Here is a 20,166-nt window from a genome sequence, read left to right as displayed (position 1 = left end):
GCGATAAGCTCACCTTGGCCTGTAACTATACGACATGAAAACCATAATGTCGGCGGTATCGCGCGCCTTCATGTCTGGCCGTGACAGGCCTTTCGCTTTCGACTATCGCTTTGCCCATGACGTTGCCGACCGATCCCGTTGCAAATCTCGCCGCCCTCATCCGCTGCGCCTCCGTGACGCCCGCCGAGGGCGGTGCGCTGAGCGCGCTGGAAGACATGCTGAAGCCGCTCGGCTTTTCCGTCGAGCGCCCGGTGTTTTCGGAAGCAGGCACGCCGGACATCGAGAACCTTTATGCGCGGCGCTCCGGCAACGGCCCGCATTTGATGTTTGCGGGGCACACCGACGTGGTTCCGGTTGGCGATGAATCCTCCTGGACGCATCCGCCTTTCGCCGCCGAGATCGCCAAAGGCGAGATGTTCGGCCGCGGCGCCATCGACATGAAGGGCGGCATCGCCTGTTTCATCGCCGCGGTGGCGCGCCATGTCGACAGGACGGGCGGCCCGAAGGGCTCGGTCTCGCTGCTGATCACCGGCGACGAGGAAGGGCCGGCGATAAACGGCACGACGAAGCTGCTCGAATGGGCGGCGGCCAAGGGCGAGAAATGGGACGCCTCGATCGTCGGCGAGCCGACCAATCCCGAGACGCTCGGCGACATGATCAAGATTGGCCGGCGCGGCTCGCTGTCCGGCAGCGTCATCGTCAACGGCCGGCAGGGCCACGCCGCCTACCCGCAACTTGCCGACAACCCGGTGCGCGGACTGTTGAGCCTGGTCGAGGGCTTGCTGCACCCGGCCTTCGACAAAGGCACGACGGATTTCCAGCCGACCAACCTGGAGGTCACCTCCATCGACGTCGGCAATCCGGCCACCAATGTCATTCCGGCGAAGGCGACCGCCACCTTCAACATCCGCTTCAACGACACGTGGACGGCCGAGACGATCCAGACGGAGATCCACAACCGTCTCGACCGGGCGGCGAAGCGCAAGAAATACCGGACGGGCAAGAAGACGCCGGTCGACTACGAACTCGTCTGGCGCGACAGGCCGAGCCACGTCTTCCTGACGCGCGACGACCGACTGATCGAAGCGCTCGGCGGTTCGGTCCAGGCGGTGACCGGCAGGACGCCGGCGCTTTCCACCTCCGGCGGCACATCCGACGCGCGCTTCATCAAGGACTATTGTCCTGTGGTCGAATTCGGGTTGGTCGGCAAGACCATGCACATGGTCGACGAACGTGTCGCACTTGCCGACCTCGAGACGCTGACGCAGATCTATCAGCGCTTCATCGAAGACTGGTTCGAGCGAGGCCTGCCTGATCATGCTTTCGTCGGATGAAACCTATGCTTCGCTGGCCGGCGCCTGGCGGCTTATGCTCGGCAAGGCCGATGGGCTGCGCCTGCTCGACCTTTCAGCCGACGGTTTCTGGAATTCCTTTTTTGCCATTGTAGTCGCTGCGCCGGCGATGATCGTCAGCTGGGTCGGTCTTGCCAACGAGATCGGTGACCCCGATGCGTTCGCCGGGCGCCTCGGCATGCTGATCCGCCTGGCAACGGTCGACATCGGTTCATGGCTACTGCCGCTAGTCGCTCTCGCTTTGGTGGCGAAGCACGCCGGATTCGGCGGCCGGTTCGTGCACTATGTCGTTGCCAGCAACTGGGCGTCAGCGATCGTCGCTTGGATCATGCTGCCGTCGACGCTGGTCCGGCTCGTCCTGCCGCCGACCAGTGCATTCGCCGGACTGTTGTGGTTGTTTCTTTTCGCGCTGTCGATGATGCTGACCTGGCGGATGACCAATGCCGCGATCAGCAAGGGTGCGGCTGTCGGCACCGCTGTCTTTGCCGGCATGTTCGTGGTCTCACTGGCTGTGCAGACCGGCCTGCTGGCGCTACTCGGCATTGCGCTGCCAACCAGCGGGACCTAGAATTTTTTCCGGATAATCGACGCCGACGAGGAACAGCCCGTCGGGCGGCGCCACCTGGCCGCAGGCGGCGCGATCGCGCGCATCGAGCGCCACCTTCAGGTCGGCAATGGTCCAGCCGCCTTCGCCGACGCGTTTCAGCGAGCCGACCATCGAGCGCACCTGATTGTGCAGGAAAGAGCGCGCCGAGGCCTTCACTTCGATCAGGTCGCCAGAGCGGCTGACATCCAGCCGATCGAGTGTGCGCACCGGGCTGTCGGCCTGGCATTGGGTCGAGCGGAAGGTGGTGAAGTCATGCCGCCCCAGCAGCACCTTCGCCGCCTCGTGCATGGCGGCGGCGTCGAGACGCTTCGGCACCCACCAGACCTTGCCCTTGTCAAGCGCCGCCGGGGCGCGCCGGTTGACGATGCGGTAGAGATAGTGGCGACCGGTCGCCGAGAAACGCGCGTCGAAGCCATCGGCAACGGCGGCCGCTTTCAGGACGGCAATGCGCGCCCCGGCGGCCTGCAGATGGGCGTTGACGGCGTCGCGCACCTTGTCGTCAGGCCATGCCTTGATGAGATCGACATGCGCCACCTGGGCGGTCGCATGGACGCCGGCATCGGTGCGGCCGGCGCCGCGCAGCGAGACTTCCTCGCCGCAGAACTTCTCGATCGCCTGTTCGATCGCCTGCTGCACCGAGGGCTGGTCGGCCTGGCGTTGCCAGCCGGCGTAGAGGCTGCCGTCATATTCGATATCGAGGCGAAAACGCGGCATGCCTGGCGATTACTTGTCCCGCCTAAGCGGCGAGCGCGGTGAAGGCCGAGGCGTAGACCAGCTTGCCGGCCTCTGGCGCCTCGCCCCAGGCCAACGCCTGCAGTGCCTCGCCCTGGTACTCGCTTTCGAAGTTTTCGGCGCGCGCGCGGCTGTAGCCGAAGCGCCCATAATAGGCCGGGTCGCCAAGCACCACGGCCAGCATCTCGCCGGCGTCCTTCAGGCGGATATGCGCCTCGCGGATCAACGCGCCGCCAATGCCGGTGCCATGGAAGGACGGTTCGACTGCCAGGGGCGCCAGCGCCACCGCCGGGAAACTCTTGCCGCCGTTCTGCACGAAAAGCCTGGAAAACAGGATATGGCCGACCACTTGCCCATCTTCGTCCGCCACCAGTTCGACGACAGCATCGCCGCCGGTGACCAGCGCGTCCACCAGCCCGGCTTCCGCCTGCTGACCGAATGCATGTTCCTCGACGAGGCGGATCGCCTCGCGGTCCCGCGGCGTCGCCGCGCGTATCGACATCATGCTCATGAGAATTTCATTCCTTTTTCGAGCTTGGCTCCACGCAGAAACTCCTGCGCGCCGGCAGGCCTTCCGCCCGCCCGTTGAACTTCGACCAGCCTGATTGCGCCCGACCCGCAGGCCACCGTCAGCCGATCGTCGAGAATTCCTCCCGGCTCGCCGGCGCCTTCTACAAGCGTCGAGCGAAGCAGTTTCAGCCGCTCCATGCGGCCGCCAATTCCGGTCTCGCACCATGCGCCGGGAAAGGGCGACAGGCCGCGAATATGGTTGTGGACCTCGCCAGCAGGCCGCGTCCAGTCCACGCGCGTCTCCGCTTTATCGATCTTTTTGGCGTAGGTCACCCCTTCTGTCGCCTGCGTGGTAAATGTCAGGGTGTTTCCTTCAAGCCGCGCCAGCGCGTCCACCATCAGCGCCGCACCAATGCCCATCAGCCGGTCATGCAGGTCGCCGGCCGTCATATCGGGTCCGATGGCGCATTTTTCAACCATCGCCACCGGGCCGGTGTCCAAGCCTTCCTCCATGCGCATCACCATCATGCCTGTCTCGGCATCGCCAGCCATGATGGCGCGCTGGATAGGGGCGGCACCGCGCCAGCGCGGCAATAGCGAGGCGTGACCATTGAGACAGCCGGACCGCGGCGCCTCCAGAATGGGTCTGGGCAAAAGCAATCCATAGGCGACGACCACGGCGATATCGGCCCGCAAGGCGCGGAATGCGTCCTGCTCGGCCTCGCCCTTCAGCGACACCGGCGTCCGCACCGTGATGCCAAGCCGCTTGGCCTCGCGCTGCACCGGCGACGGCGTCAGTTCCAGCCCGCGCCGGCCGGCGGCGCGCGGCGGCTGCGTGTAGACGGCAATAATCTCGTGTCCGGCCTCGGCGATCGCCCGCAGCGTCGGCACGGAAAATTCGGGGGTTCCCATGAAGATGACGCGCAGGGGCATCTTTTTCCTTGATCCTGGCCTTTGCCCCGTCAAGTCGGCTCAGGCACCCGCTTCAAACGGGTTTACGAGCTTCAGGTCAAGCCCGTCGAAGTCTCTGATATTGCGGGTTGCAAGCACAGCGTCATGTGTCAGGCAGATTGCGGCGATCATGGCATCTTTGGTTTCGACAGGTCTGCCAGCGAGCCGTCTTGCGGCCGTAATGCGGCCGTACTGTTCTGCAGGCAGATCCCCAAAAACCAGGATCCGACCCGAAAATTCGCCCCTGATCCTCGATATGCTTTGGAGAAGACCATCACGGCGTACGAAGTCCTGGACGAGATACGCTCCGAAATAGAGCTCCGCAAAAACAATGGTGGAAAGAAAAAGGGTCGCCGGCTCCTGGTCATTCAACCAGTTGAAAACGTTTTGGCTACGTTGCCGCGATAGGACGTCTGAGATGACGTTTGTGTCCAGCAGGATCATTCCAGTCAACGGAAATCAGGCGGCCCACGATCGGCCTCGCTTCGCGACTTCGTTATTTCCTGAATTTCGTCGTCGGTGAAAGTATCATCGCCAACGAGCGAATAGAGGCGATCCCCGGCCTTTTCAATGCTGGCACGTTGTGTTGCAAAACCCTTCTGTATCAAAACGACCGCTTCCTCGGAAAGGCTGCGCCTGTTCCGCCGCGCACTTTCCTCAAGACGCCGTTTCAATTCCGGATTGATCCCACGGATCAGCATGTCGCCCATTGGCACCTCCAGTCTGATATCATTGATATCACACCAAGCCAGCCTCTTCAACCAAAGGCTCGTCAACCTGAGCTGTTGAGGCAGGCGGCTAGTCGGTCACCGCTACAGCAATGCCTTACCCCACCAGTTTGCCCGGCGCCTTGTTGCCTGAGAGCTTGTCCTTGGCGATTTTCTTGAACTTCTTTACCACCATGTCGCGCTTGAGCTTCGAGATGTGATCGATGAACAGCACGCCGTTGAGATGGTCGATCTCATGCTGCAGACAGGTCGCCATCAGCCCTTCGGCCTCGATCTCCTGCAACTTGCCGTCGCGATCGAGATATTTCACCCGCACGGCGGCGGGGCGCTCAACCTCGGCATAGTAATCCGGGATCGACAGGCAGCCTTCCTCGTAGACCGAGCGCTGGTCGGAGCTCTCGAGGACCTCCGGATTGATGAAGACATGCGGCGCCGGCGTCTCGTCCTCCTTGGCCAGATCGATCACCAGCATGCGTAGCGGCTCACCGATCTGGATCGCCGCCAGGCCGATGCCGGGCGCATCGTACATGGTGTCCAGCATGTCGCCGGCCAGTTTGCGCAAGGAGGCGTCGACGCGCTCGACGGGTTTCGAAACCTGGCGCAGGACGGGATCGGGAAGGATGATGAGCGGCTTGATCGACATGGCGTCTCACCTAAGACGTCATGTGAAAAGCGTCAACCGGGGCGGCTTGGGATCGTTCTCGTTTTGATCTGTGCCTGCGAGCCGAATCATCTATGCTTGCCGCATGAATGACCTGACATCGATCCTGTCCGAACCCGTTGCCCGGCTTGGCGCCACCACGATCACGCTCGGCCACGCTCTGGCGTTCGGCGCGGTCCTGTTTCTTGGCCTGTTCCTGGCGCTGGTCATCGCGCTGTGGCGCTCGGCCAAGGCGCGTGCGGTGGCAGCCGCGGAAGCCGCCGACCACGCCCGCGACGCCGAAGCGCGGATGGCCGGCATACTGGCAAGCCAGGCCGAGATGCAAGGCCGCATGGGCGCCATCGCCGAAGTGTTCGGAGCGCGGCAGGCCGAACTCACGCAGTCGATCGGCCAGAGGCTTGACGCGATGACCGGCCGGCTCGGCCAGACCATGACCGAGCAGACCAAATCGACGCATGAGAGCCTTGCCAGGCTGCAAGAGCGGCTGGCCGTCATCGATACGGCGCAAGGCAATATCCAGTCGCTTGCCGGCCAGGTCGTGCAGTTGCAGGCGATCCTTTCCAACAAGCAGACGCGTGGCGCCTTCGGCCAGTCGCGCATGGAGGCGATCGTCGCCGACGGCCTGCCGCATGGCGCCTACGAATTCCAGGCAACCTTGTCGAATGGCAGCCGGCCCGACTGCCTGGTGAAGATGCCGAACGGCGCGCCGGCGCTTGCCATCGACGCCAAGTTCCCGCTTGAGGCCTGGAACGCCATCCGCGCCGCCGACGGCGCCGATTTGCAGAAGGTCGCCGCGCAAGCCTTCCGCCGCGACATCGAGATCCATGTTCGCGATATCGCCGAAAAATACCTGATCCAGGGCGAGACCCAGGACATCGCCTTCATGTTCGTGCCGTCGGAATCGGTGTTCGCCGAGATCCATGAGAATTTCGAGGCGGTGGTGCAACGCTCCCATCGGTCCCGCATCATCATCGTCTCGCCATCATTGCTGATGCTGTCGATCCAGGTCATCCAGGCGATCCTCAAGGACGCGCGCATGCGCGAACAGGCGCATCTGATCCAGGGCGAAGTCGTCCGGCTGATGGAGGATGTTGGGCGTGTCGACGACAGGGTGCGCCGACTGCAGACGCATTTTGGCCAGGCGACCAAGGACATCGACGATATCCTTGTCTCGACCTCGAAGGTGACCAAGCGCGGCCAGAAGATCGAGGCGCTGGAGTTTGGAGCCCTGCCCGATGGCGATGCCGGCCAGGACGCAGCTTCGCGAGCCCCAGCCTCGAAGGTGGAGCCCGGCCCGCGTGTCGCCGATTCGAAAACCGGGCAGCTCAGGCTAAGGGTTGTCGAAGGCGACGACTGAACGCGGCGGACCGCATGCCGCGCTACTGCTCCTCCACGATCCTCGTGCCTTCGAATTCCGGAAGCCAGTGCAGCGCCGAACGATGCCAATACTGGGCTCTGGGAACCAGTTGCTCACGCTGGCGCGCCGTGCCGACCCTGACGCCGTAGATCTTCGGCCCTTCGCCAACCGACGTGGCATAAAGATGCGAGCCGCATTCGCCGCAAAAGCCCTGCGCCCGCTTGGCGCCGCTCGCCCCGGTCTTGACGTAGACCTTCGGCGTGCCTTTGGTGATCCGGTAGTCTTCCTCCGGCACTCGTACCGACACGCGAAAGGCGGTGCCGGTCAGCTGCTGGCAATCGGTGCAATGGCAGATCGAGACCTTTTCCGGATCGACTTCGGCCTCGTAGGTGATGGCGCCGCAATGGCACCCGCCGTCGATTTTCATCTTCGTTCCTCCAAAGTCCTTCAATCTAGCCAGGCAAGGCCACGAGGCAACAGCACAACACTAGTTCGGAGCTTGATCCGATGCGGATACGATCAGCTTACGCCGCTGCTCCCAGGTGCCAGTCGCCTGCGGTTTGACGAACAGCCGGGCGATCTCGGGCATCTCTTTCTTCAGCCTGGCCTCGATGCGCTCGACGCAGGCCTCGATCTCGGGCGCCGTCAGATGATCCTCGAACTCGATGCTCAGGCCGGCGACGATTTCCTCCGGACCGATATGGACGCTCAGTATGCCGTTCGCGCGCTGCACCGCGGGGTCCTGCTGGGCAATGGCCAGGACCTTCTCCTGCACTTCGGGCGATGCCGGCTCGCCGAGCAGCAGGCCCTTGCTTTCGCGCGCCAGGAAGATCGCGGTCGCGCCGAGAATGAGGCCGATGCCGATCGAGGCGGCGCCGTCGAGTCCCGGCATCTCCAATACTTCCGCCGCCAGTATGCCGGCAAAGGCGACGATCAGGCCGAGCAGCGCGGCACTGTCCTCGAACAGCACGGTGTAGACGCTGGGATCCTTGCTGACCCGCACCGCCTCGAACCAACCGAGCCTGCCCTTCTGCTTGCGGAACTCCTTCAGCGCCACCCACCACGAGCCGCCTTCGAACAGGAAGGCGAGGCCAAGCACGATGTAGTTGACCTTGACGTTGGCGACCGGCTCGGGCGCCATGATGTGGATCACGCCTTCGTAGAACGACACCCCGGCGCCCAGGGCGAAGACAAGAAGCGCGACAATGAAGCTCCAGAAATAGAGTTCACGGCCATGGCCGAGCGGATGCGCGTGGTCCGGCGGGCGGGCGGCCCGGTGCATGCCGTAGAGCAGCAGTCCGCCATTGCCGGTGTCGACAAGCGAGTGCACGCCTTCCGACAGCATCGCCGAGCTGCCGGTGAAGAAGGCGGCGGCGAATTTGGTCAGCGCGATCGCCAGATTGCCGGCGAGCGCCGCATAGATGACCTTTTTCGACCCGCCATGCGCCGCCATGGTGTGCTGTCCCGTTCGATGCCCGAGCTTAGCGGCCAACCCGCCGAAGCTCCACCGCCTTTCACAACGCGGGAACTGTGCAGTCGTTCAATGCGGAGGGGGGCGCGCCCGAGAGCACCCTATTCGACCACCTCGTCGGTCCACACCTTGAAGCCGGCAAGCGTGCCCGGCCCGAAAATATGGGTGAGCGGCACATCGGCCGCATCGCGGCCGGAAGCGATCAGGATGCGGCCGATGCGCGGAGCGTTGTTGCGCGGATCGAAGGCGTGCCAGCGGCCGCCGAGGTAGACCTCCATCCAGGCGCAGAAATCCATGCTCGCCCACGGCTTCGGCAGGCCGATGTCGCTGATGTAGCCGGTGCAGTAGCGGGTCGGAATGTTGAGCGCCCGGCAGAAGGCGACGGCGAGGTGGGCAAAGTCGCGGCAGACGCCGCTCTGCTCGCGATAGGCTTCGGCGGCGGTGCGCGTCGGCCGCGCATTGCCGTAGTTGAAGACGAGGTGGTTATGGACGAAGTCGCAGACCGCTTGCACACGCGGAATGCCAAGGGGCGTGTGGCCAAACAGCCGCCATGCGTCGTCTGCCAGCAGATCGCTCTCGCAAAAGCGACTGGGCAGCAGGAACAGCAGCGTCTCCGAAGGCAGGTCGCGCACCTCATGCTGCCAGGCCATCAGGTCGCCGATCTCGAAAGTGCCAGGGTCGCGGATCACCGCATCGGTGCCGAATGAGAAGCGCCCGGGCGGCGCAACAAGACGATTGCACCAATTGCCGAAGCTGTCGCGATAGCTTTCGATCGGCACCGGTGGGTTTGAGGTCAGGAAATCCGGCCGCTCGAGGTCGGATGCCCTGGAATAATGGACATTGAGCATCGCGATCAGCGGCGTTTCCTGCGGGAAGTCGAAGCTCATCTCGCAGCCGATGTGGATTCGCATTGTCGTCCTGACCGGCCTGCCTGATCATCCTCCGGAGAAAGCCGGAGTGATGCTGCAGTGCAGGCAGGACCATGGCATGGACCGGGGCCTTTGACGAGGAAAATGGAAAAAGCGTTGACCGCCCCTCAACTGGCGCACCGGGACGCAACAACCCCTTGCGGTCGGGCCAATCTCTTGTTTCACTTCACCGCCAGCAATTGGAGGAACGAATCATGGCTAAAGGTGCGATGAAGGCCGGCAAGGAAGCCCGCAAGCCAAAGAAGGACGCGAAGAAGCCAGCCGCGGCTCCGGTGCTCAAGGCGCCGCCGGTCAAGGCGACGAGGCTCAAGGACAAGTAGGCCGGCCAATCCGTTTCGGCGCGGATTTCAAACCGGCGGCATGAACATATGCTGCCGGTGTTTTTGTTGATTGGACGGGCGAAGCTCCCTATATCGAAGCCGCGAGGACGACCTCGCGCCTTCCCCGAACAATCCGCCCGGGACGACCCGCCATCCTGATGGAACGGAGCGTACCCGATGTCGTGGATTTTTCTGTTTTTCGCCGGCCTGTTCGAGATCGGCTGGGCGATCGGCCTCAAATACACCGACGGTTTCTCGAAGCCGCTGCCGACCGTCCTGACCGTCGCCTCGATGATCGTCAGCCTGGGTTTGCTCGGCCTGGCGCTGAAGACATTGCCCGTCGGCACCGCCTATGCGGTATGGACGGGCATCGGCACCGTCGGCACCGCGCTGCTCGGCATCTGGCTGCTTGGCGAACCGGCGACGGCGGTCCGGTTGGGCTGTATTGCGCTGATCGTCTGCGGCATCATGGGGCTGAAACTGGCGGCCTGACTTTCAAGTTTGCCGGGCAAACGCCTTCAGGGCCGCTGGGAGGCGACCCTGATTGTCAATTCGTCGACTACGCGGAGGCTAGCGGGCGGAGAAGCCCGGCGGCGTCCGGCCGGTGCGCTGCTTGCGCGCCGCATAACGCGCATCGCGCTTGGCCTTGCGTTCGGCCTCGTCAGCGAGCAAACGAGCGATGCGCTCGTTCTCTTCGGCTTCCCGAATCTTCGCCTCCGCCTGCGCCGCCTCTTCCGCGGCGATACGCGCCGCTTCGGCCGCTGCCTCGCGCTCGGCCTTCTCGGCCGCTTCGCGCGCCAGCTTTTCCTGCTTCAGCCTGGCCTTTTCAGCCTCGCGTATCGCACGCGCCTCGAGGATTGCCTTGCGTTCGGCCTGTCGTGCCAGCACTGCCGGATCGTCTGCCGCCGGCTTTGACTTGAAGCGCTCCAGAAGCGCCTTCTTTGCCTCGTTTGCGGCATTTCGCCGCTCGAAAATGTCTTTTTCCCTGTAGATAGCCAATTCCACTTCCCTGAAGTCAATTTGCGAGGCTTACATACGCGCGAATACCGATAGTTCAAGCGCCAAAACAGTATGCCAGCCATGAAATTGTGAGCTGTTGCAGCCGGGAGACGTTTGTCGCAACGGACATGCACTGTTCACAGTCCGGCCCTCTGGCGGCGCGGCAGGCGCATCGCTACCTCTAGCGCAACAATCAGTCACCGGGATAACATCAAATGGAACTTGGCCTCTATACATTCGCCGACGTCAGCCCGGAGCCGGGCTCTGGCGCCATCGGCCCGCACGAACGGCTGCGTAATTTGATCGAGGAAATCGAGTTGGCCGACCAGGTCGGCCTCGACGTCTTCGGGCTGGGCGAGCATCATCGCCCTGATTATGCCGCCTCGGCGCCGGTCGTCGCCTTGGCGGCGGCGGCCGAGCGCACGAAGCGCATCAGGCTGACCAGCGCCGTGACCGTATTGTCTTCCGACGATCCGGTTCGCGTCTTCCAGCAATTTGCCACGCTCGACCTCCTGTCGGGTGGCCGTGCCGAGATCATGGCCGGGCGCGGTTCGTTCATCGAATCCTTCCCGCTGTTCGGCTACAATCTCGAAGATTATGACGAGCTCTTTGCCGAAAAACTCGACCTGCTGCTCGCGATCCGTGACAGTGTAAAGGTCACCTGGTCCGGCAATTTGCGTGCGGCGATCAATGATCGCGGCGTCTATCCCCGGCCCTTGCAGGACAGATTGCCGATCTGGATCGCTATCGGCGGCACCCCGCAATCCGCCGCCCGCGCAGGCGTACTCGGCCTGCCGCTGGCGCTGGCGATCATCGGCGGCGAGCCGGCTCGGTTCGCGCCGCTCTTCGACATCTACCGGGATGCGGCCAGGCGGGCCGGCAATGGCCTGGGAACACTGGCCACCAGCCTAAACGTCCATGGCTTCATCGCCGAAACGACGGACCAGGCTGCCGACGATTTCTATGGGCCGCAGGCAGAGGTGATGAACCGCATCGGCCGCGAGCGCGGCTGGGGCCCGACATCGCGGGCGCATTTCGACCAGTCGCGCGGTCCAAACGGCGCGCTGTTCGTCGGCAATCCCGAGCAGGTGGCCGAGAAGATCGTTGCCCAGCACAGGATATTCGGCAACGACCGTTTCCTGCTGCAGATGGCGATCGGCATAATGCCGCACGCCAAGGTCATGAAGGCAATCGAACTCTATGGCACCAAAGTGGCGCCGGTCGTGCGCAAGGAAACGGCGAAGAGCCTTCCCGCCGCGACCGCACCGGTCGCTTGATACCCGGCAAGGCCTGTTTCCCGAGGGCCTGATTCCCGAGGCATGACGCAAGATCATCCCTTGCGTCATTGCCGGCTAACGGAACTTTGGCGCGACAGCGGCGTTTTCGCCGAAGCGCCGCCCGATCGCGGTGCCCGAGGGGAAATGATGAAAGCCGAGCCGACAGCTTCGGGCGCAGGCGTTGCCGAGAGCCCGGATCCACGCGTCGAGGCGCGCGCAGATACGCATTTGATGCGCTCGCTGCTGATCGGCATCTTTACCCTGATGATCGTCTATGCGCTCTATTTCGGCCGCGCCTTCTTCATGCCGGTCATACTGGCCTTTCTGTTGACGCTGACGCTGACCCCGATCGTGCGCTTCCTGCGCAAGCATGGCGTGCCTGACGTGCTGTCGGCGAGTTTTTTGGTGCTGCTGTCCGTCTGCTTTGTCGCCACTGCAGGCTATCTGCTTAGCGGCCCGGTCATCGACCTCATCAACAACTCCTCTTCGATCGGCCTGCAGCTGACTGAGCGCCTTGAGCAGCTGCGGCGTCCGTTCGAAAGGATCATGGAGATTTCCCATCAGCTGGAAGGTCTGATGGCGACGTCGCAGGATGCCGGTGCGCAGCGGGTGGCGCTCGCACCGTCGGGCATTCTCTCGCAAGCGGCGGACAATCTGCTGTCGGCGGCGACGAGCATCACCATCGTCTTCGTGCTGTCGCTGTTCCTGCTCGCCTCGGGCACGATGTTTTATGAAAAGATCATCCAGTCCTTCGCCAGCCTCAGCGAGAAGAAACGGGCATTGCGGGTCGTCTACGACGTCGAGCAAGAGATTTCGCACTATCTGCTCACTGTCTCGGTGATCAATGCGGGTCTCGGCACGGTGACCGGCCTCGGTCTCTGGGCGCTCGGCATGCCCAATCCGCTGGTCTGGGGCGCGGCTGCCGCCCTGCTCAATTTCCTGCCCTATGTCGGGCCGCTGATAACCATCACACTTGTCTCGATCATCGCGCTTATCAGCTTCGACACCATCCCCTACGCGCTGCTGGCGCCAGCCTTCGTGCTGTTGTGCGACATCGTCGAGGGCCAGTTCGTGACGCCGATGGTGGTCGGCCGCCGCCTCGAGATCAACGCGGTGGCGATCTTCATCGCCATCGCGTTCTGGTCCTGGCTATGGGGTTTCGTCGGCGCGCTGATGGCGGTGCCGCTGCTGGTCGTCATCAAGGTGTTCTGCGACCATTTCGACGGCCTCAGCCATGTCGGCAATTTCCTGGCGGCGCAACCCCCGGCGGCAGTCGAGCAGGACGACATCAAAGACACCGGTCCTGCGAAGGGTTAATCAATTTTTTGAATTTGCGACCGTGGCCGTGGCTTCCTACATCCGATCCTTCCACAGGATTGCACCCATGACCGCTCTTTCCGTTCTCGACCTGTCGCCGATCGTCGAAGGCAGCAACGCTTCGCAATCGCTCGCCAATTCGCTCGATCTCGCTCGCCATGCCGAGCGGCTGGGCTACAAGCGCTACTGGCTGGCCGAGCATCACAACATGCCGGGCATCGCAAGTGCGGCCACATCCGTCGTCATCGCCCATGTCGCCAGCGGCACCAAAACGATCCGCGTCGGCGCCGGCGGCATCATGCTGCCCAACCATTCGCCGCTGGTCATCGCCGAGCAGTTCGGCACGCTTAACGCGTTGCATCCGGGCCGCATCGACCTTGGCCTCGGCCGCGCGCCCGGCACCGATATGGCGACCGCGCGCGCATTGCGCCGCAACCTCGATGCCGGCGCCGACAATTTCCCGCAGGATGTCGTCGAGCTGATGGGCTATTTCCAGCCGGCCGAAGAGGGCCAGCGCATCCGCGCCGTGCCCGGCGAGGGCGAAAAGGTGCCGGTCTGGATCCTGGGCTCCAGCCTCTACGGCGCGCAACTCGCCGCCATGCTCGGCCTGCCCTACGCCTTCGCCTCGCATTTCGCACCAGCCGAGCTCGACCATGCGCTGGAGATCTATCGCTCGCGCTTCAAGCCGTCGGAGCAGCTCGACAAGCCCTATGTCATGCTTGGGCTCAACGTCTTTGCCGCGCCCACCGATGCCGAGGCGCGGCTGTTGTTCACCTCGCTGCAGCAGGCTTTCGTCAATCTGCGCACCGGGCGCGCCGGCCGCTTGCCGCCGCCAGTCGAAAACTATGACCGCGACCTCGACCCGATGGCCAAAACCATGCTTGGCCAGGCGCTATCCTGCGCGGTGGTCGGCGAGCCGGAGACGGTCAGGCAAGGCATCGACGCGTTCGTTCGCCGCACCGGCGCCGACGAGCTGATGGTCACCGCGCAGATTTTCGACCATGGCGCGCGGCTGCGTTCCTTCGAAATCCTGGCCGAGGCCCACAAATCGCTGTCGCAAGCGGCCTGACGTTCTTCCCGAAACTGGCGCGTTACGCGCTGACGCTCTGCGCGACCGCTCCGAGCGGCCGGCACGAATTGCGGATCATCAGGCGGCCTTTGAGCATCAGCTTGCGCGGCGGTGCGTCCCTGTTGCCGGCGAGCCGGTCGAGCAGCAGGTTGGCCGTCTGTTCGCCGATCGCCTGCACCGGCTGGGAAACCGTGGTCAACTGGGGCTGGAACACATCCGACCAGGGGAAATCATCGAAACAGGCAACCGAAATATCCTGCGGGCAGGACAGCCCGATATCGCGGATCGCCTTCATGGTGCCGATCACCATCGGGTTATTGGCCGAAAAGATGGCGCTCGGGCGGTCGTGCAGCGACAGCAGCTGCATCGTGGCATTATAGCCGTCGACTTCGTGGAAATTACCGACACGGACCAGTTCGTTCTCGACCGGCAGGCCGGCGGCCTGGAGTGCCTCGCGATAGCCCGCCATGCGGTCATGCATGGGCGAAATGTCGAACGTTCCGGTTATGTAGCCGATGCGCCGGTGGCCGAGATCGATCAGATAGGTGATGGCGTCGAACACCGCGCGCTGATTGTCGAGCACGACGGTATCGGTATCGACGCCCTCGCAAACGCGGTCGAGCAGCACCACCGGCACATTGGCGCTTTCGACTATGCCTTTGAGGATAGCGCCGTCGCCGACGCGGGCGACGATCAGCCCGTCGACCATGCGGTCGAGCAGCAGCCTGATCTGGTCGTCCTGCGTGTTCAGATCCTCGTCCGTGCAGCACAGCATGACCGCATAGCCGGCGCGGTCGAATGCCTGCTGGATGACCGAAACGACATCGGTGAAGAACGGATTGGTGATATGCGGAACGGTCAGCCCGATGGTGCGGGTCGTGCCCATCTTCAGGCTGCGGGCGATCGCGTTGCGCTTGTAGCCGATGTCGCGGATCGCCTGTTCGATGCGCTGGCTAAGCTCGGGGCTGACGGTCGCGGTGCCGTTGATCAGCGCCGAGACGGTGGCCACCGAAACGCGCGCTGCCTCGGCCACATGCAGCATGGTCGGAGCCGTGGACTTTCGCTGCTTCTTTCGCCCTGACGCCGTCATTTTCGAAACGTTTCACCGCCCTTTGGCTGTAATACCTACGGAATCTTACGTATTTGCGCAAGAATTGAAATGCGGCAATCCCGCGCCATCACATATCGGCTTGACACGATCGAAACGTTTAGATTAGCGTTCAGAAGGTTCGACGACGACGGAGGGAGGCCGTTCTTGTCATGGAACAGGCTAATCCCATCCTGTCCGGGGACGTTGTGGCGGCCGATCGCCCTGGCGTCGTTCTGAGCGCCGAGCATATCTCGAAGACATTCGGCGGCATCGCCGCCCTTGTCGATGTCGACTTCGACCTGAGAAGCGGCGAGGTCCATGCGCTGATGGGGGAGAATGGCGCCGGCAAGTCGACGCTGATGAAAATCCTGTCCGGCGTCTACACCGACTACGACGGCACGGTTAGCGTCGATGGCCACGCGATTCGTTTTGCCGGTGTCCGCGACGCCGAGGATGCCGGCATCGCCATCATCCACCAGGAACTCAATCTGGTTCCTGAACTCAGCGTTGCCGACAATATCTTCCTGGGGCGCGAAAAGCTGATTGCCGGGCTGGTCGTCGACCGCAAGGCAAGCAGAAGTGCCGCCGGCGTGTTGTTGCAGCGGCTCGGCATCGAACTCAACCCGGAAGCGCGTGTCGGCGCCTTGCGCGTCGGCGAGCAGCAATTGGTCGAGATCGCCAAGGCGCTGTCGATGTCGGCGCGCATCCTGATCATGGACGAGCCGACCTCCGCGCTGTCGCCGGCGGAATGTCAAAGGTTGTTCCGGATCATTCGCCAGCTCGCCGACAGTGGCGTGGCGATCGTCTACATCTCACACCGCATCGACGAGGTCATGCATCTGGCGAGCCGCGTCACGGTGTTTCGCGACGGACGCCATGTACTGACCGACGACATGGCAAGGCTCGACGAAAACGCCATCATTTCGGCGATGGTCGGGAGAGACCTGCTGGCCTCCTCACAGGAAGAACGCAACACCGGCGGCAGGACCGTGCTGTCCGTCAGCGGCCTGTCGTTGTCGAAACCGGATCGCCACGGCTGGCGCACAGTGCTCGACGGCGTCAGCTTCGATCTCGCCGAAGGCGAGATCCTGGGCATAGGCGGACTGCTGGGCTCGGGCCGGACCGAAATCCTGGAGACGATCTTCGGCTCCAGCGGCGGGCGCGCAGGCGGCGACATCAGGCTCGGCGGCGAACCGGTGGCTATTCGTTCGCCGCGTGACGCCCGCCGGTTGGGCATCGCCCTGGTGACCGAGGACCGCAAGACGCAAGGCCTGCATCTCAAGGCATCGATATCAGACAATGTGGCGCTGCCGCTGGTCGGCGCGCTGGCGCGATTCGGCATCCGCTCGCTTGCCGGCGAACAGGGGCTGGCCCGGCATGCGGTCCGGGCGCTCGGCATACGCTGCGAGGATATCGAGCAACCCGCCGGCACGCTGTCCGGCGGCAACCAGCAGAAGGTCGTCATCGGCAAATGGCTGGCGACAAGGCCGCGGGTGCTTTTGCTGGACGAGCCGACGCGCGGCATCGATGTTGGCGCCAAGCGGGAAATCTACGATCTCATCTTCAAGCTGGCGCGAGATGGGCTCGCCATCGCCGTGATCAGCTCGGAATTGCCGGAGCTTTTGCATCTTTCCGATCGTGTCCTGGTCATGGCCGACGGCCGCCAGACCGGGATCCTCTCACGCGAACAGGCCAGCGAGGAAGCGATCATGCGGCTTGCGGCACCACGCCGGACGATAGCGAGGTCTGTTGCATGAGCCTGTTGAGCGTGCTGTCCCGGACCAAGCTCTATTGGGGCCTGATCGCCATCTTCCTGATCGGTGTGCTTGGCTCGCCGATCAGTTCGAAGGGCAACAACATTTTCCTGTCCTACGGCAATCTGCTCGATGTGCTGCGCCAGGTATCGACCACCGGCCTGATCGCCACCGGCATGACGGCGGTGATCATCACCGGCGGCATCGACCTCTCCGTCGGTTCGCTGATGGCGATCTGCACCGTGGTCTGCGCCATGCTGCTGACGGTGCCGGGTGTGACGCCGGGAGTCGTGCTGGGCGTCCCGACCGTCGCCGCGGTGGCGCTTTGCCTTGGCATTCTCGTCACTCGCTTCATCTTCCTGAACCTGGCAAAGTCGCGCGCCGGCCCGGAGGCCATGCGCGACGTCAGGCTGGACAATGTCCGTGGGCTGGTTGCACCCGGCATTGTCGGGGTGATCCTGTGCTGCCTCGCGCTGTGGTTCCTGCTGCCGCAGATCAGCACGAAGTTCGGCGTGCTCGGCGTGCTGCTGGTGGCGCCTTGCGTCGGCCTGCTGTTCGGCGCGCTCAACGGCTTCATCATCGTTGCCGGCCGGCTGCAACCGTTCATCGTCACGCTGGCGATGATGGTGACGGCGCTCGGCATCGCGCGGCTGACCGCCGGCCAGAACAATGCGGTTCTCCCGGTCTATACCGGATCGAACGCCACCGCCGAATTCGAGGTGCTGCGCTCGCTGGTGTTCGGCGTCATCCCGATGCCGGGCCTGTTCTTCCTCGGCGCGATCCTGATCTATGGCGCGGTGCTGCGCTTCACGCCGTTCGGCCGCTATGTCTACGCCATCGGCGGCAATGAAGAGGCGGCGCGACTTTCCGGCATCGCCGCCGGTCGCGTCAAGATCGCCACCTATGCCGTGTCAGGGCTGCTCGCGGGCATCGCGGCGGTGCTTTATGTCGCGCAATATCGGCAAGGCAAGCCGGATGCCGGCGCCGGGCTGGAGCTCGACGCCATCGCAGCGGTGGTCATTGGCGGTACCAGCCTGATGGGCGGACGCGGCAGCCTGATCGGTACATTCTGCGGCGTGCTGATCTTCGGGCTGCTGTCGAACATCCTGCAACTGCACAACATCAATTCGAACCTTCAGCTCGTGCTGAAAGGGATGATCATCATCGGCACCGTGCTCGTGCAGGAGCGCAATGCCGCCGATCTTCTCTTCTATCTGCGCCTGCTGTTTGCCCCTTTGTCGGGCGGGCAGACGGCGCACAAGGAAACGGCCGCGGCAAAGCGGCCGTCAAAAGAGACCCCGTCTCTAAATCTTGGAGGAAACAAGAAATGAAACGACGTGACATGCTGAAGCTTGCCGCCATTGGCGCGGCACTGCTGACCACCACCGCGCTACTGACCAGCGGCAGCGCCTTTGCCCAGGATAAGAAGTGGAAGATCGGCTTTTCGCAGGTGACCACCATCGAACCCTGGCGCGCCCAGTTCAACAAGGACATACTGGCGGAAGCCGCCAAGCACCCGGACGTCGAGCTGATCGTCACCGACGGCGAGGACAAGACCGAAAAGCAGGTTGCCGATGTCGAGAACCTGATCCGCCAGGAAGTCGACGCGCTCTTGGTATCGCCGAAGGAATCGGCAGGCCTGACCGGCGTCGTGCAGCAGGCGATCGACGCCAAGATCCCGGTCTTCGTGCTCGACCGCAATGTCGACACCCAAGACTACACGCAGTTCGTCGGCGGCGACAATGCGCTGATCGGCCGGGCCGCAGGCGAATATGCTGTCGAACTTCTGGGCGGCAAGGGCAAGGCAGCCGGCAATGTCGTCGAGATCTGGGGCGGCATGGGCACGCAACCGGCGCATGACCGCCATGACGGCTTCCATGAATTCACCGACAAGGAGCCGGGCATCAAATATCTGCTCGACCAGCAGTCGGGCGACTGGAAGCAGGACCAGGCCTACAACATCATGGCGACGGCGCTGCGCAACAATGAGAAGATCGATCTCGTCTACGGCCACAACGATCCGATGGCCTACGGCGCCTATCTTGCCGCCAAGGATGTCGGTCGCGAGAAGGACATCAAGTTCATCGGTATCGACGGGCTTCCCGGCGAAGGCGTGACGCTGGTCAACAATGGCGAACTGACCGCAACCTTCACCTATGTGACACCGGGCGCCGAAGGGTTGCGGCAGGCCATCAAGTTCCTGAACGGCGAGAAGGTGGAGAAGACCATCACCTTGCCGACGGAGAAGATCACCAAGGAGAATGCCGCGCAGATCCTGAAGGACAACGGCCTCTGAGCCGAGGCACTCCTGCCGGGTGTGCCCGGCAGGAGTTTTTCTCAAGCAGGCTTAGGCCAGCTTCGCCAAAAGCTTCATGAAGGTGGCGACCTCCTTGGGCGAGAGCGGCGCCAGTGTTTCCTGGGTGATGTCGCGGGCAAGCGGGATCAGGCGTTCGATTGCGTCGCGGCCTTGCGCGGTCAGATTGACCAGCAGACGCCTTTTGTCGACCTCATGCTTGGAAAGCTCGACGAAGCCACGCGCCTTCAGCCGGTCGATGACGCCTTTGACCGTCGCGGCGTCCATGGCGATCAGAGTGCCAAGCTGGTTCTGCGAGGTCTCGCCGACGTCGCGCAATTTGGCCAGAGCGGCGAACTGCGGCGGCGTCAGGTCGGCGATATGCGCTGCGAAGATCGAGACATGGCGCTGGTGCGCCTTGCGCAGGATGAAGCCGACCTGCTCCTGCAGGTGGTAGTCGTTCTCATCGGGCTCCTCGACCTCGACCAGCTTGAGCAGGTTTTCCTCGCTCACGGCAACCTGTCCCCAGCCTTGATGCCTTTTATGCCGAAGCCGCGGCTGCGCGACGCCTCTGCGGCAGGTCCGCCTTGGTGAAGGATCGAAAACTCAGGCATGGGCAACTTCCTTCCCTGGGATTTTGTTGGGCGCGGCAAGCGCCATGGAACCACTGATGCGGCTTTGGCCGCCCAGAAAAAGTGCAGCGGCTGCAATCAGGCTATTTCTGCGAAAATCATCGGCGACAGCGAACC

23 protein-coding genes are annotated in these 20,166 nt (G+C 63.3%); 11 read left to right on the top strand and 12 right to left on the bottom strand.

Features of this window, described 5'->3' with window-relative positions:
* Window positions 1–116: 116 nt before the first annotated feature.
* Both dapE and CN311_RS02395 read left to right on the top strand, forming a co-directional pair.
* Window positions 117–1,334, top strand: a complete 1,218-nt coding sequence (gene dapE / locus CN311_RS02400) for a succinyl-diaminopimelate desuccinylase (RefSeq protein ID WP_097571841.1) — start codon at window positions 117–119, stop codon at window positions 1,332–1,334.
* Entirely contained in the window at window positions 1,318–1,920 is a 603-nt protein-coding gene (locus CN311_RS02395) for a transporter (protein ID WP_097571840.1), read from the top strand. Before dapE ends, CN311_RS02395 begins: the two co-directional genes overlap by 17 nt.
* On the opposite strand, the gene truA is transcribed toward CN311_RS02395, so the two are convergent.
* The 6 genes from truA to def form a co-directional block, all read right to left on the bottom strand.
* Window positions 1,885–2,673: a tRNA pseudouridine(38-40) synthase TruA gene (truA, locus tag CN311_RS02390; protein WP_097571839.1), complete on the bottom strand. Its 789-nt coding sequence runs from the start codon at window positions 2,671–2,673 to the stop codon at window positions 1,885–1,887. The two genes, CN311_RS02395 and truA, sit on opposite strands and share 36 nt — an antisense overlap.
* Before the next feature lie 22 nt (window positions 2,674–2,695).
* Entirely contained in the window at window positions 2,696–3,202 is a 507-nt protein-coding gene (locus tag CN311_RS02385) for a GNAT family N-acetyltransferase (RefSeq protein ID WP_097571838.1), read from the bottom strand.
* Window positions 3,199–4,134 (bottom strand): methionyl-tRNA formyltransferase, encoded by a 936-nt coding sequence (fmt, locus tag CN311_RS02380; protein ID WP_097571837.1) that lies wholly within the window; start codon window positions 4,132–4,134, stop codon window positions 3,199–3,201. Before fmt ends, CN311_RS02385 begins: the two co-directional genes overlap by 4 nt.
* A 39-nt stretch (window positions 4,135–4,173) precedes the next feature.
* Window positions 4,174–4,596 (bottom strand): type II toxin-antitoxin system VapC family toxin, encoded by a 423-nt coding sequence (locus CN311_RS02375; RefSeq protein ID WP_097571836.1) that lies wholly within the window; start codon window positions 4,594–4,596, stop codon window positions 4,174–4,176.
* Window positions 4,597–4,601: 5 nt separating this feature from the next.
* Window positions 4,602–4,862 (bottom strand): FitA-like ribbon-helix-helix domain-containing protein, encoded by a 261-nt coding sequence (locus CN311_RS02370; RefSeq protein WP_097571835.1) that lies wholly within the window; start codon window positions 4,860–4,862, stop codon window positions 4,602–4,604.
* Between the two features lie 115 nt (window positions 4,863–4,977).
* The gene (def, locus tag CN311_RS02365) at window positions 4,978–5,523 is read right to left on the bottom strand and encodes a peptide deformylase (protein WP_097571834.1); all 546 of its coding nucleotides are present in this window, start codon (window positions 5,521–5,523) and stop codon (window positions 4,978–4,980) included.
* 103 nt (window positions 5,524–5,626) lie between these two features.
* Between def and CN311_RS02360 the strand changes: the two genes are divergently transcribed.
* Window positions 5,627–6,898 carry a DNA recombination protein RmuC gene (locus CN311_RS02360; RefSeq protein ID WP_097571833.1) on the top strand — a complete coding sequence of 424 codons (1,272 nt, stop codon included), beginning with the start codon at window positions 5,627–5,629 and terminating at the stop codon, window positions 6,896–6,898.
* A 22-nt stretch (window positions 6,899–6,920) separates the two neighbouring features.
* Here CN311_RS02360 and CN311_RS02355 read toward each other — a convergent pair whose 3' ends face one another.
* From CN311_RS02355 to CN311_RS02345, 3 genes are all read right to left on the bottom strand, one after another.
* Window positions 6,921–7,325 carry a GFA family protein gene (locus CN311_RS02355; protein ID WP_097571832.1) on the bottom strand — a complete coding sequence of 135 codons (405 nt, stop codon included), beginning with the start codon at window positions 7,323–7,325 and terminating at the stop codon, window positions 6,921–6,923.
* A 60-nt stretch (window positions 7,326–7,385) separates the two neighbouring features.
* Window positions 7,386–8,351 carry a cation diffusion facilitator family transporter gene (locus tag CN311_RS02350; protein WP_097571831.1) on the bottom strand — a complete coding sequence of 322 codons (966 nt, stop codon included), beginning with the start codon at window positions 8,349–8,351 and terminating at the stop codon, window positions 7,386–7,388.
* Window positions 8,352–8,470: 119 nt separating this feature from the next.
* Entirely contained in the window at window positions 8,471–9,280 is an 810-nt protein-coding gene (locus CN311_RS02345) for a transglutaminase-like domain-containing protein (protein WP_097571830.1), read from the bottom strand.
* A gap of 212 nt (window positions 9,281–9,492) precedes the next feature.
* Between CN311_RS02345 and CN311_RS33615 the strand changes: the two genes are divergently transcribed.
* Window positions 9,493–9,618, top strand: coding sequence for a hypothetical protein (locus CN311_RS33615; protein WP_008872899.1), 126 nt, complete (start codon window positions 9,493–9,495; stop codon window positions 9,616–9,618).
* 177 nt (window positions 9,619–9,795) lie between these two features.
* On the top strand, window positions 9,796–10,110 hold the full coding sequence (gene sugE / locus CN311_RS02335; RefSeq protein WP_097571829.1) for a quaternary ammonium compound efflux SMR transporter SugE: 315 nt from the start codon (window positions 9,796–9,798) through the stop codon (window positions 10,108–10,110).
* 78 nt (window positions 10,111–10,188) lie between these two features.
* Here sugE and CN311_RS02330 read toward each other — a convergent pair whose 3' ends face one another.
* On the bottom strand, window positions 10,189–10,617 hold the full coding sequence (locus tag CN311_RS02330) for a DUF6481 family protein (RefSeq protein WP_097571857.1): 429 nt from the start codon (window positions 10,615–10,617) through the stop codon (window positions 10,189–10,191).
* Between the two features lie 215 nt (window positions 10,618–10,832).
* Here CN311_RS02330 and CN311_RS02325 point away from each other — a divergent pair, with 215 nt between their 5' ends.
* From CN311_RS02325 to CN311_RS02315, 3 genes are all read left to right on the top strand, one after another.
* Window positions 10,833–11,894 carry an LLM class flavin-dependent oxidoreductase gene (locus CN311_RS02325; RefSeq protein ID WP_097571828.1) on the top strand — a complete coding sequence of 354 codons (1,062 nt, stop codon included), beginning with the start codon at window positions 10,833–10,835 and terminating at the stop codon, window positions 11,892–11,894.
* Between the two features lie 147 nt (window positions 11,895–12,041).
* Window positions 12,042–13,211, top strand: coding sequence for an AI-2E family transporter (locus CN311_RS02320; RefSeq protein WP_097571827.1), 1,170 nt, complete (start codon window positions 12,042–12,044; stop codon window positions 13,209–13,211).
* 67 nt (window positions 13,212–13,278) lie between these two features.
* Window positions 13,279–14,280, top strand: coding sequence for an LLM class flavin-dependent oxidoreductase (locus CN311_RS02315; protein WP_097571826.1), 1,002 nt, complete (start codon window positions 13,279–13,281; stop codon window positions 14,278–14,280).
* Window positions 14,281–14,302: 22 nt separating this feature from the next.
* On the opposite strand, the gene CN311_RS02310 is transcribed toward CN311_RS02315, so the two are convergent.
* Window positions 14,303–15,322, bottom strand: coding sequence for a LacI family DNA-binding transcriptional regulator (locus tag CN311_RS02310; RefSeq protein ID WP_097571825.1), 1,020 nt, complete (start codon window positions 15,320–15,322; stop codon window positions 14,303–14,305).
* Between the two features lie 218 nt (window positions 15,323–15,540).
* Here CN311_RS02310 and CN311_RS02305 point away from each other — a divergent pair, with 218 nt between their 5' ends.
* Genes CN311_RS02305 through CN311_RS02295 form a run of 3 tightly spaced genes read left to right on the top strand, consistent with a single transcriptional unit; the run spans window position 15,541 to window position 19,420 of the window.
* Window positions 15,541–17,127: a sugar ABC transporter ATP-binding protein gene (locus CN311_RS02305; protein WP_097571824.1), complete on the top strand. Its 1,587-nt coding sequence runs from the start codon at window positions 15,541–15,543 to the stop codon at window positions 17,125–17,127.
* The gene (locus CN311_RS02300) at window positions 17,124–18,455 is read left to right on the top strand and encodes an ABC transporter permease (RefSeq protein WP_097571823.1); all 1,332 of its coding nucleotides are present in this window, start codon (window positions 17,124–17,126) and stop codon (window positions 18,453–18,455) included. Before CN311_RS02305 ends, CN311_RS02300 begins: the two co-directional genes overlap by 4 nt.
* A complete protein-coding gene (locus tag CN311_RS02295; RefSeq protein WP_097571822.1) occupies window positions 18,452–19,420 on the top strand; it encodes a substrate-binding domain-containing protein in 969 nt (322 codons plus the stop codon). Before CN311_RS02300 ends, CN311_RS02295 begins: the two co-directional genes overlap by 4 nt.
* Before the next feature lie 51 nt (window positions 19,421–19,471).
* Here the strand turns inward: CN311_RS02295 and CN311_RS02290 are convergent, their stop codons facing one another.
* On the bottom strand, window positions 19,472–19,930 hold the full coding sequence (locus CN311_RS02290; protein ID WP_097571821.1) for a MarR family winged helix-turn-helix transcriptional regulator: 459 nt from the start codon (window positions 19,928–19,930) through the stop codon (window positions 19,472–19,474).
* Window positions 19,931–20,166 lie beyond the last annotated feature (236 nt).

Origin of the sequence: Mesorhizobium sanjuanii (assembly GCF_002529485.1) — a bacterium.
GTDB classification, from domain to species: Bacteria; Pseudomonadota; Alphaproteobacteria; order Rhizobiales; family Rhizobiaceae; genus Mesorhizobium; species Mesorhizobium sanjuanii.
Note: the sequence above shows the minus strand (reverse complement) of the source record. Positions and strands in the feature narration are given on the sequence as shown.

Bases quoted from the DNA above. Each gene is read 5' to 3' on its own strand.
- dapE (WP_097571841.1), top strand. From the start codon at position 117: ATGACGTTGCCGACCGATCCCGTTGCAAATCTCGCCGCCCTCATCCGC.
- CN311_RS02395 (WP_097571840.1), top strand. From the start codon at position 1,318: ATGCTTTCGTCGGATGAAACCTATGCTTCGCTGGCCGGCGCCTGGCGG.
- truA (WP_097571839.1), bottom strand. From the start codon at position 2,673: ATGCCGCGTTTTCGCCTCGATATCGAATATGACGGCAGCCTCTACGCC.
- CN311_RS02385 (WP_097571838.1), bottom strand. From the start codon at position 3,202: ATGAGCATGATGTCGATACGCGCGGCGACGCCGCGGGACCGCGAGGCG.
- fmt (WP_097571837.1), bottom strand. From the start codon at position 4,134: ATGCCCCTGCGCGTCATCTTCATGGGAACCCCCGAATTTTCCGTGCCG.
- CN311_RS02375 (WP_097571836.1), bottom strand. From the start codon at position 4,596: ATGATCCTGCTGGACACAAACGTCATCTCAGACGTCCTATCGCGGCAA.
- CN311_RS02370 (WP_097571835.1), bottom strand. From the start codon at position 4,862: ATGGGCGACATGCTGATCCGTGGGATCAATCCGGAATTGAAACGGCGT.
- def (WP_097571834.1), bottom strand. From the start codon at position 5,523: ATGTCGATCAAGCCGCTCATCATCCTTCCCGATCCCGTCCTGCGCCAG.
- CN311_RS02360 (WP_097571833.1), top strand. From the start codon at position 5,627: ATGAATGACCTGACATCGATCCTGTCCGAACCCGTTGCCCGGCTTGGC.
- CN311_RS02355 (WP_097571832.1), bottom strand. From the start codon at position 7,325: ATGAAAATCGACGGCGGGTGCCATTGCGGCGCCATCACCTACGAGGCC.
- CN311_RS02350 (WP_097571831.1), bottom strand. From the start codon at position 8,351: ATGGCGGCGCATGGCGGGTCGAAAAAGGTCATCTATGCGGCGCTCGCC.
- CN311_RS02345 (WP_097571830.1), bottom strand. From the start codon at position 9,280: ATGCGAATCCACATCGGCTGCGAGATGAGCTTCGACTTCCCGCAGGAA.
- CN311_RS33615 (WP_008872899.1), top strand. From the start codon at position 9,493: ATGGCTAAAGGTGCGATGAAGGCCGGCAAGGAAGCCCGCAAGCCAAAG.
- sugE (WP_097571829.1), top strand. From the start codon at position 9,796: ATGTCGTGGATTTTTCTGTTTTTCGCCGGCCTGTTCGAGATCGGCTGG.
- CN311_RS02325 (WP_097571828.1), top strand. From the start codon at position 10,833: ATGGAACTTGGCCTCTATACATTCGCCGACGTCAGCCCGGAGCCGGGC.
- CN311_RS02320 (WP_097571827.1), top strand. From the start codon at position 12,042: ATGAAAGCCGAGCCGACAGCTTCGGGCGCAGGCGTTGCCGAGAGCCCG.
- CN311_RS02315 (WP_097571826.1), top strand. From the start codon at position 13,279: ATGACCGCTCTTTCCGTTCTCGACCTGTCGCCGATCGTCGAAGGCAGC.
- CN311_RS02310 (WP_097571825.1), bottom strand. From the start codon at position 15,322: ATGCTGCATGTGGCCGAGGCAGCGCGCGTTTCGGTGGCCACCGTCTCG.
- CN311_RS02305 (WP_097571824.1), top strand. From the start codon at position 15,541: ATGGAACAGGCTAATCCCATCCTGTCCGGGGACGTTGTGGCGGCCGAT.
- CN311_RS02300 (WP_097571823.1), top strand. From the start codon at position 17,124: ATGAGCCTGTTGAGCGTGCTGTCCCGGACCAAGCTCTATTGGGGCCTG.
- CN311_RS02295 (WP_097571822.1), top strand. From the start codon at position 18,452: ATGAAACGACGTGACATGCTGAAGCTTGCCGCCATTGGCGCGGCACTG.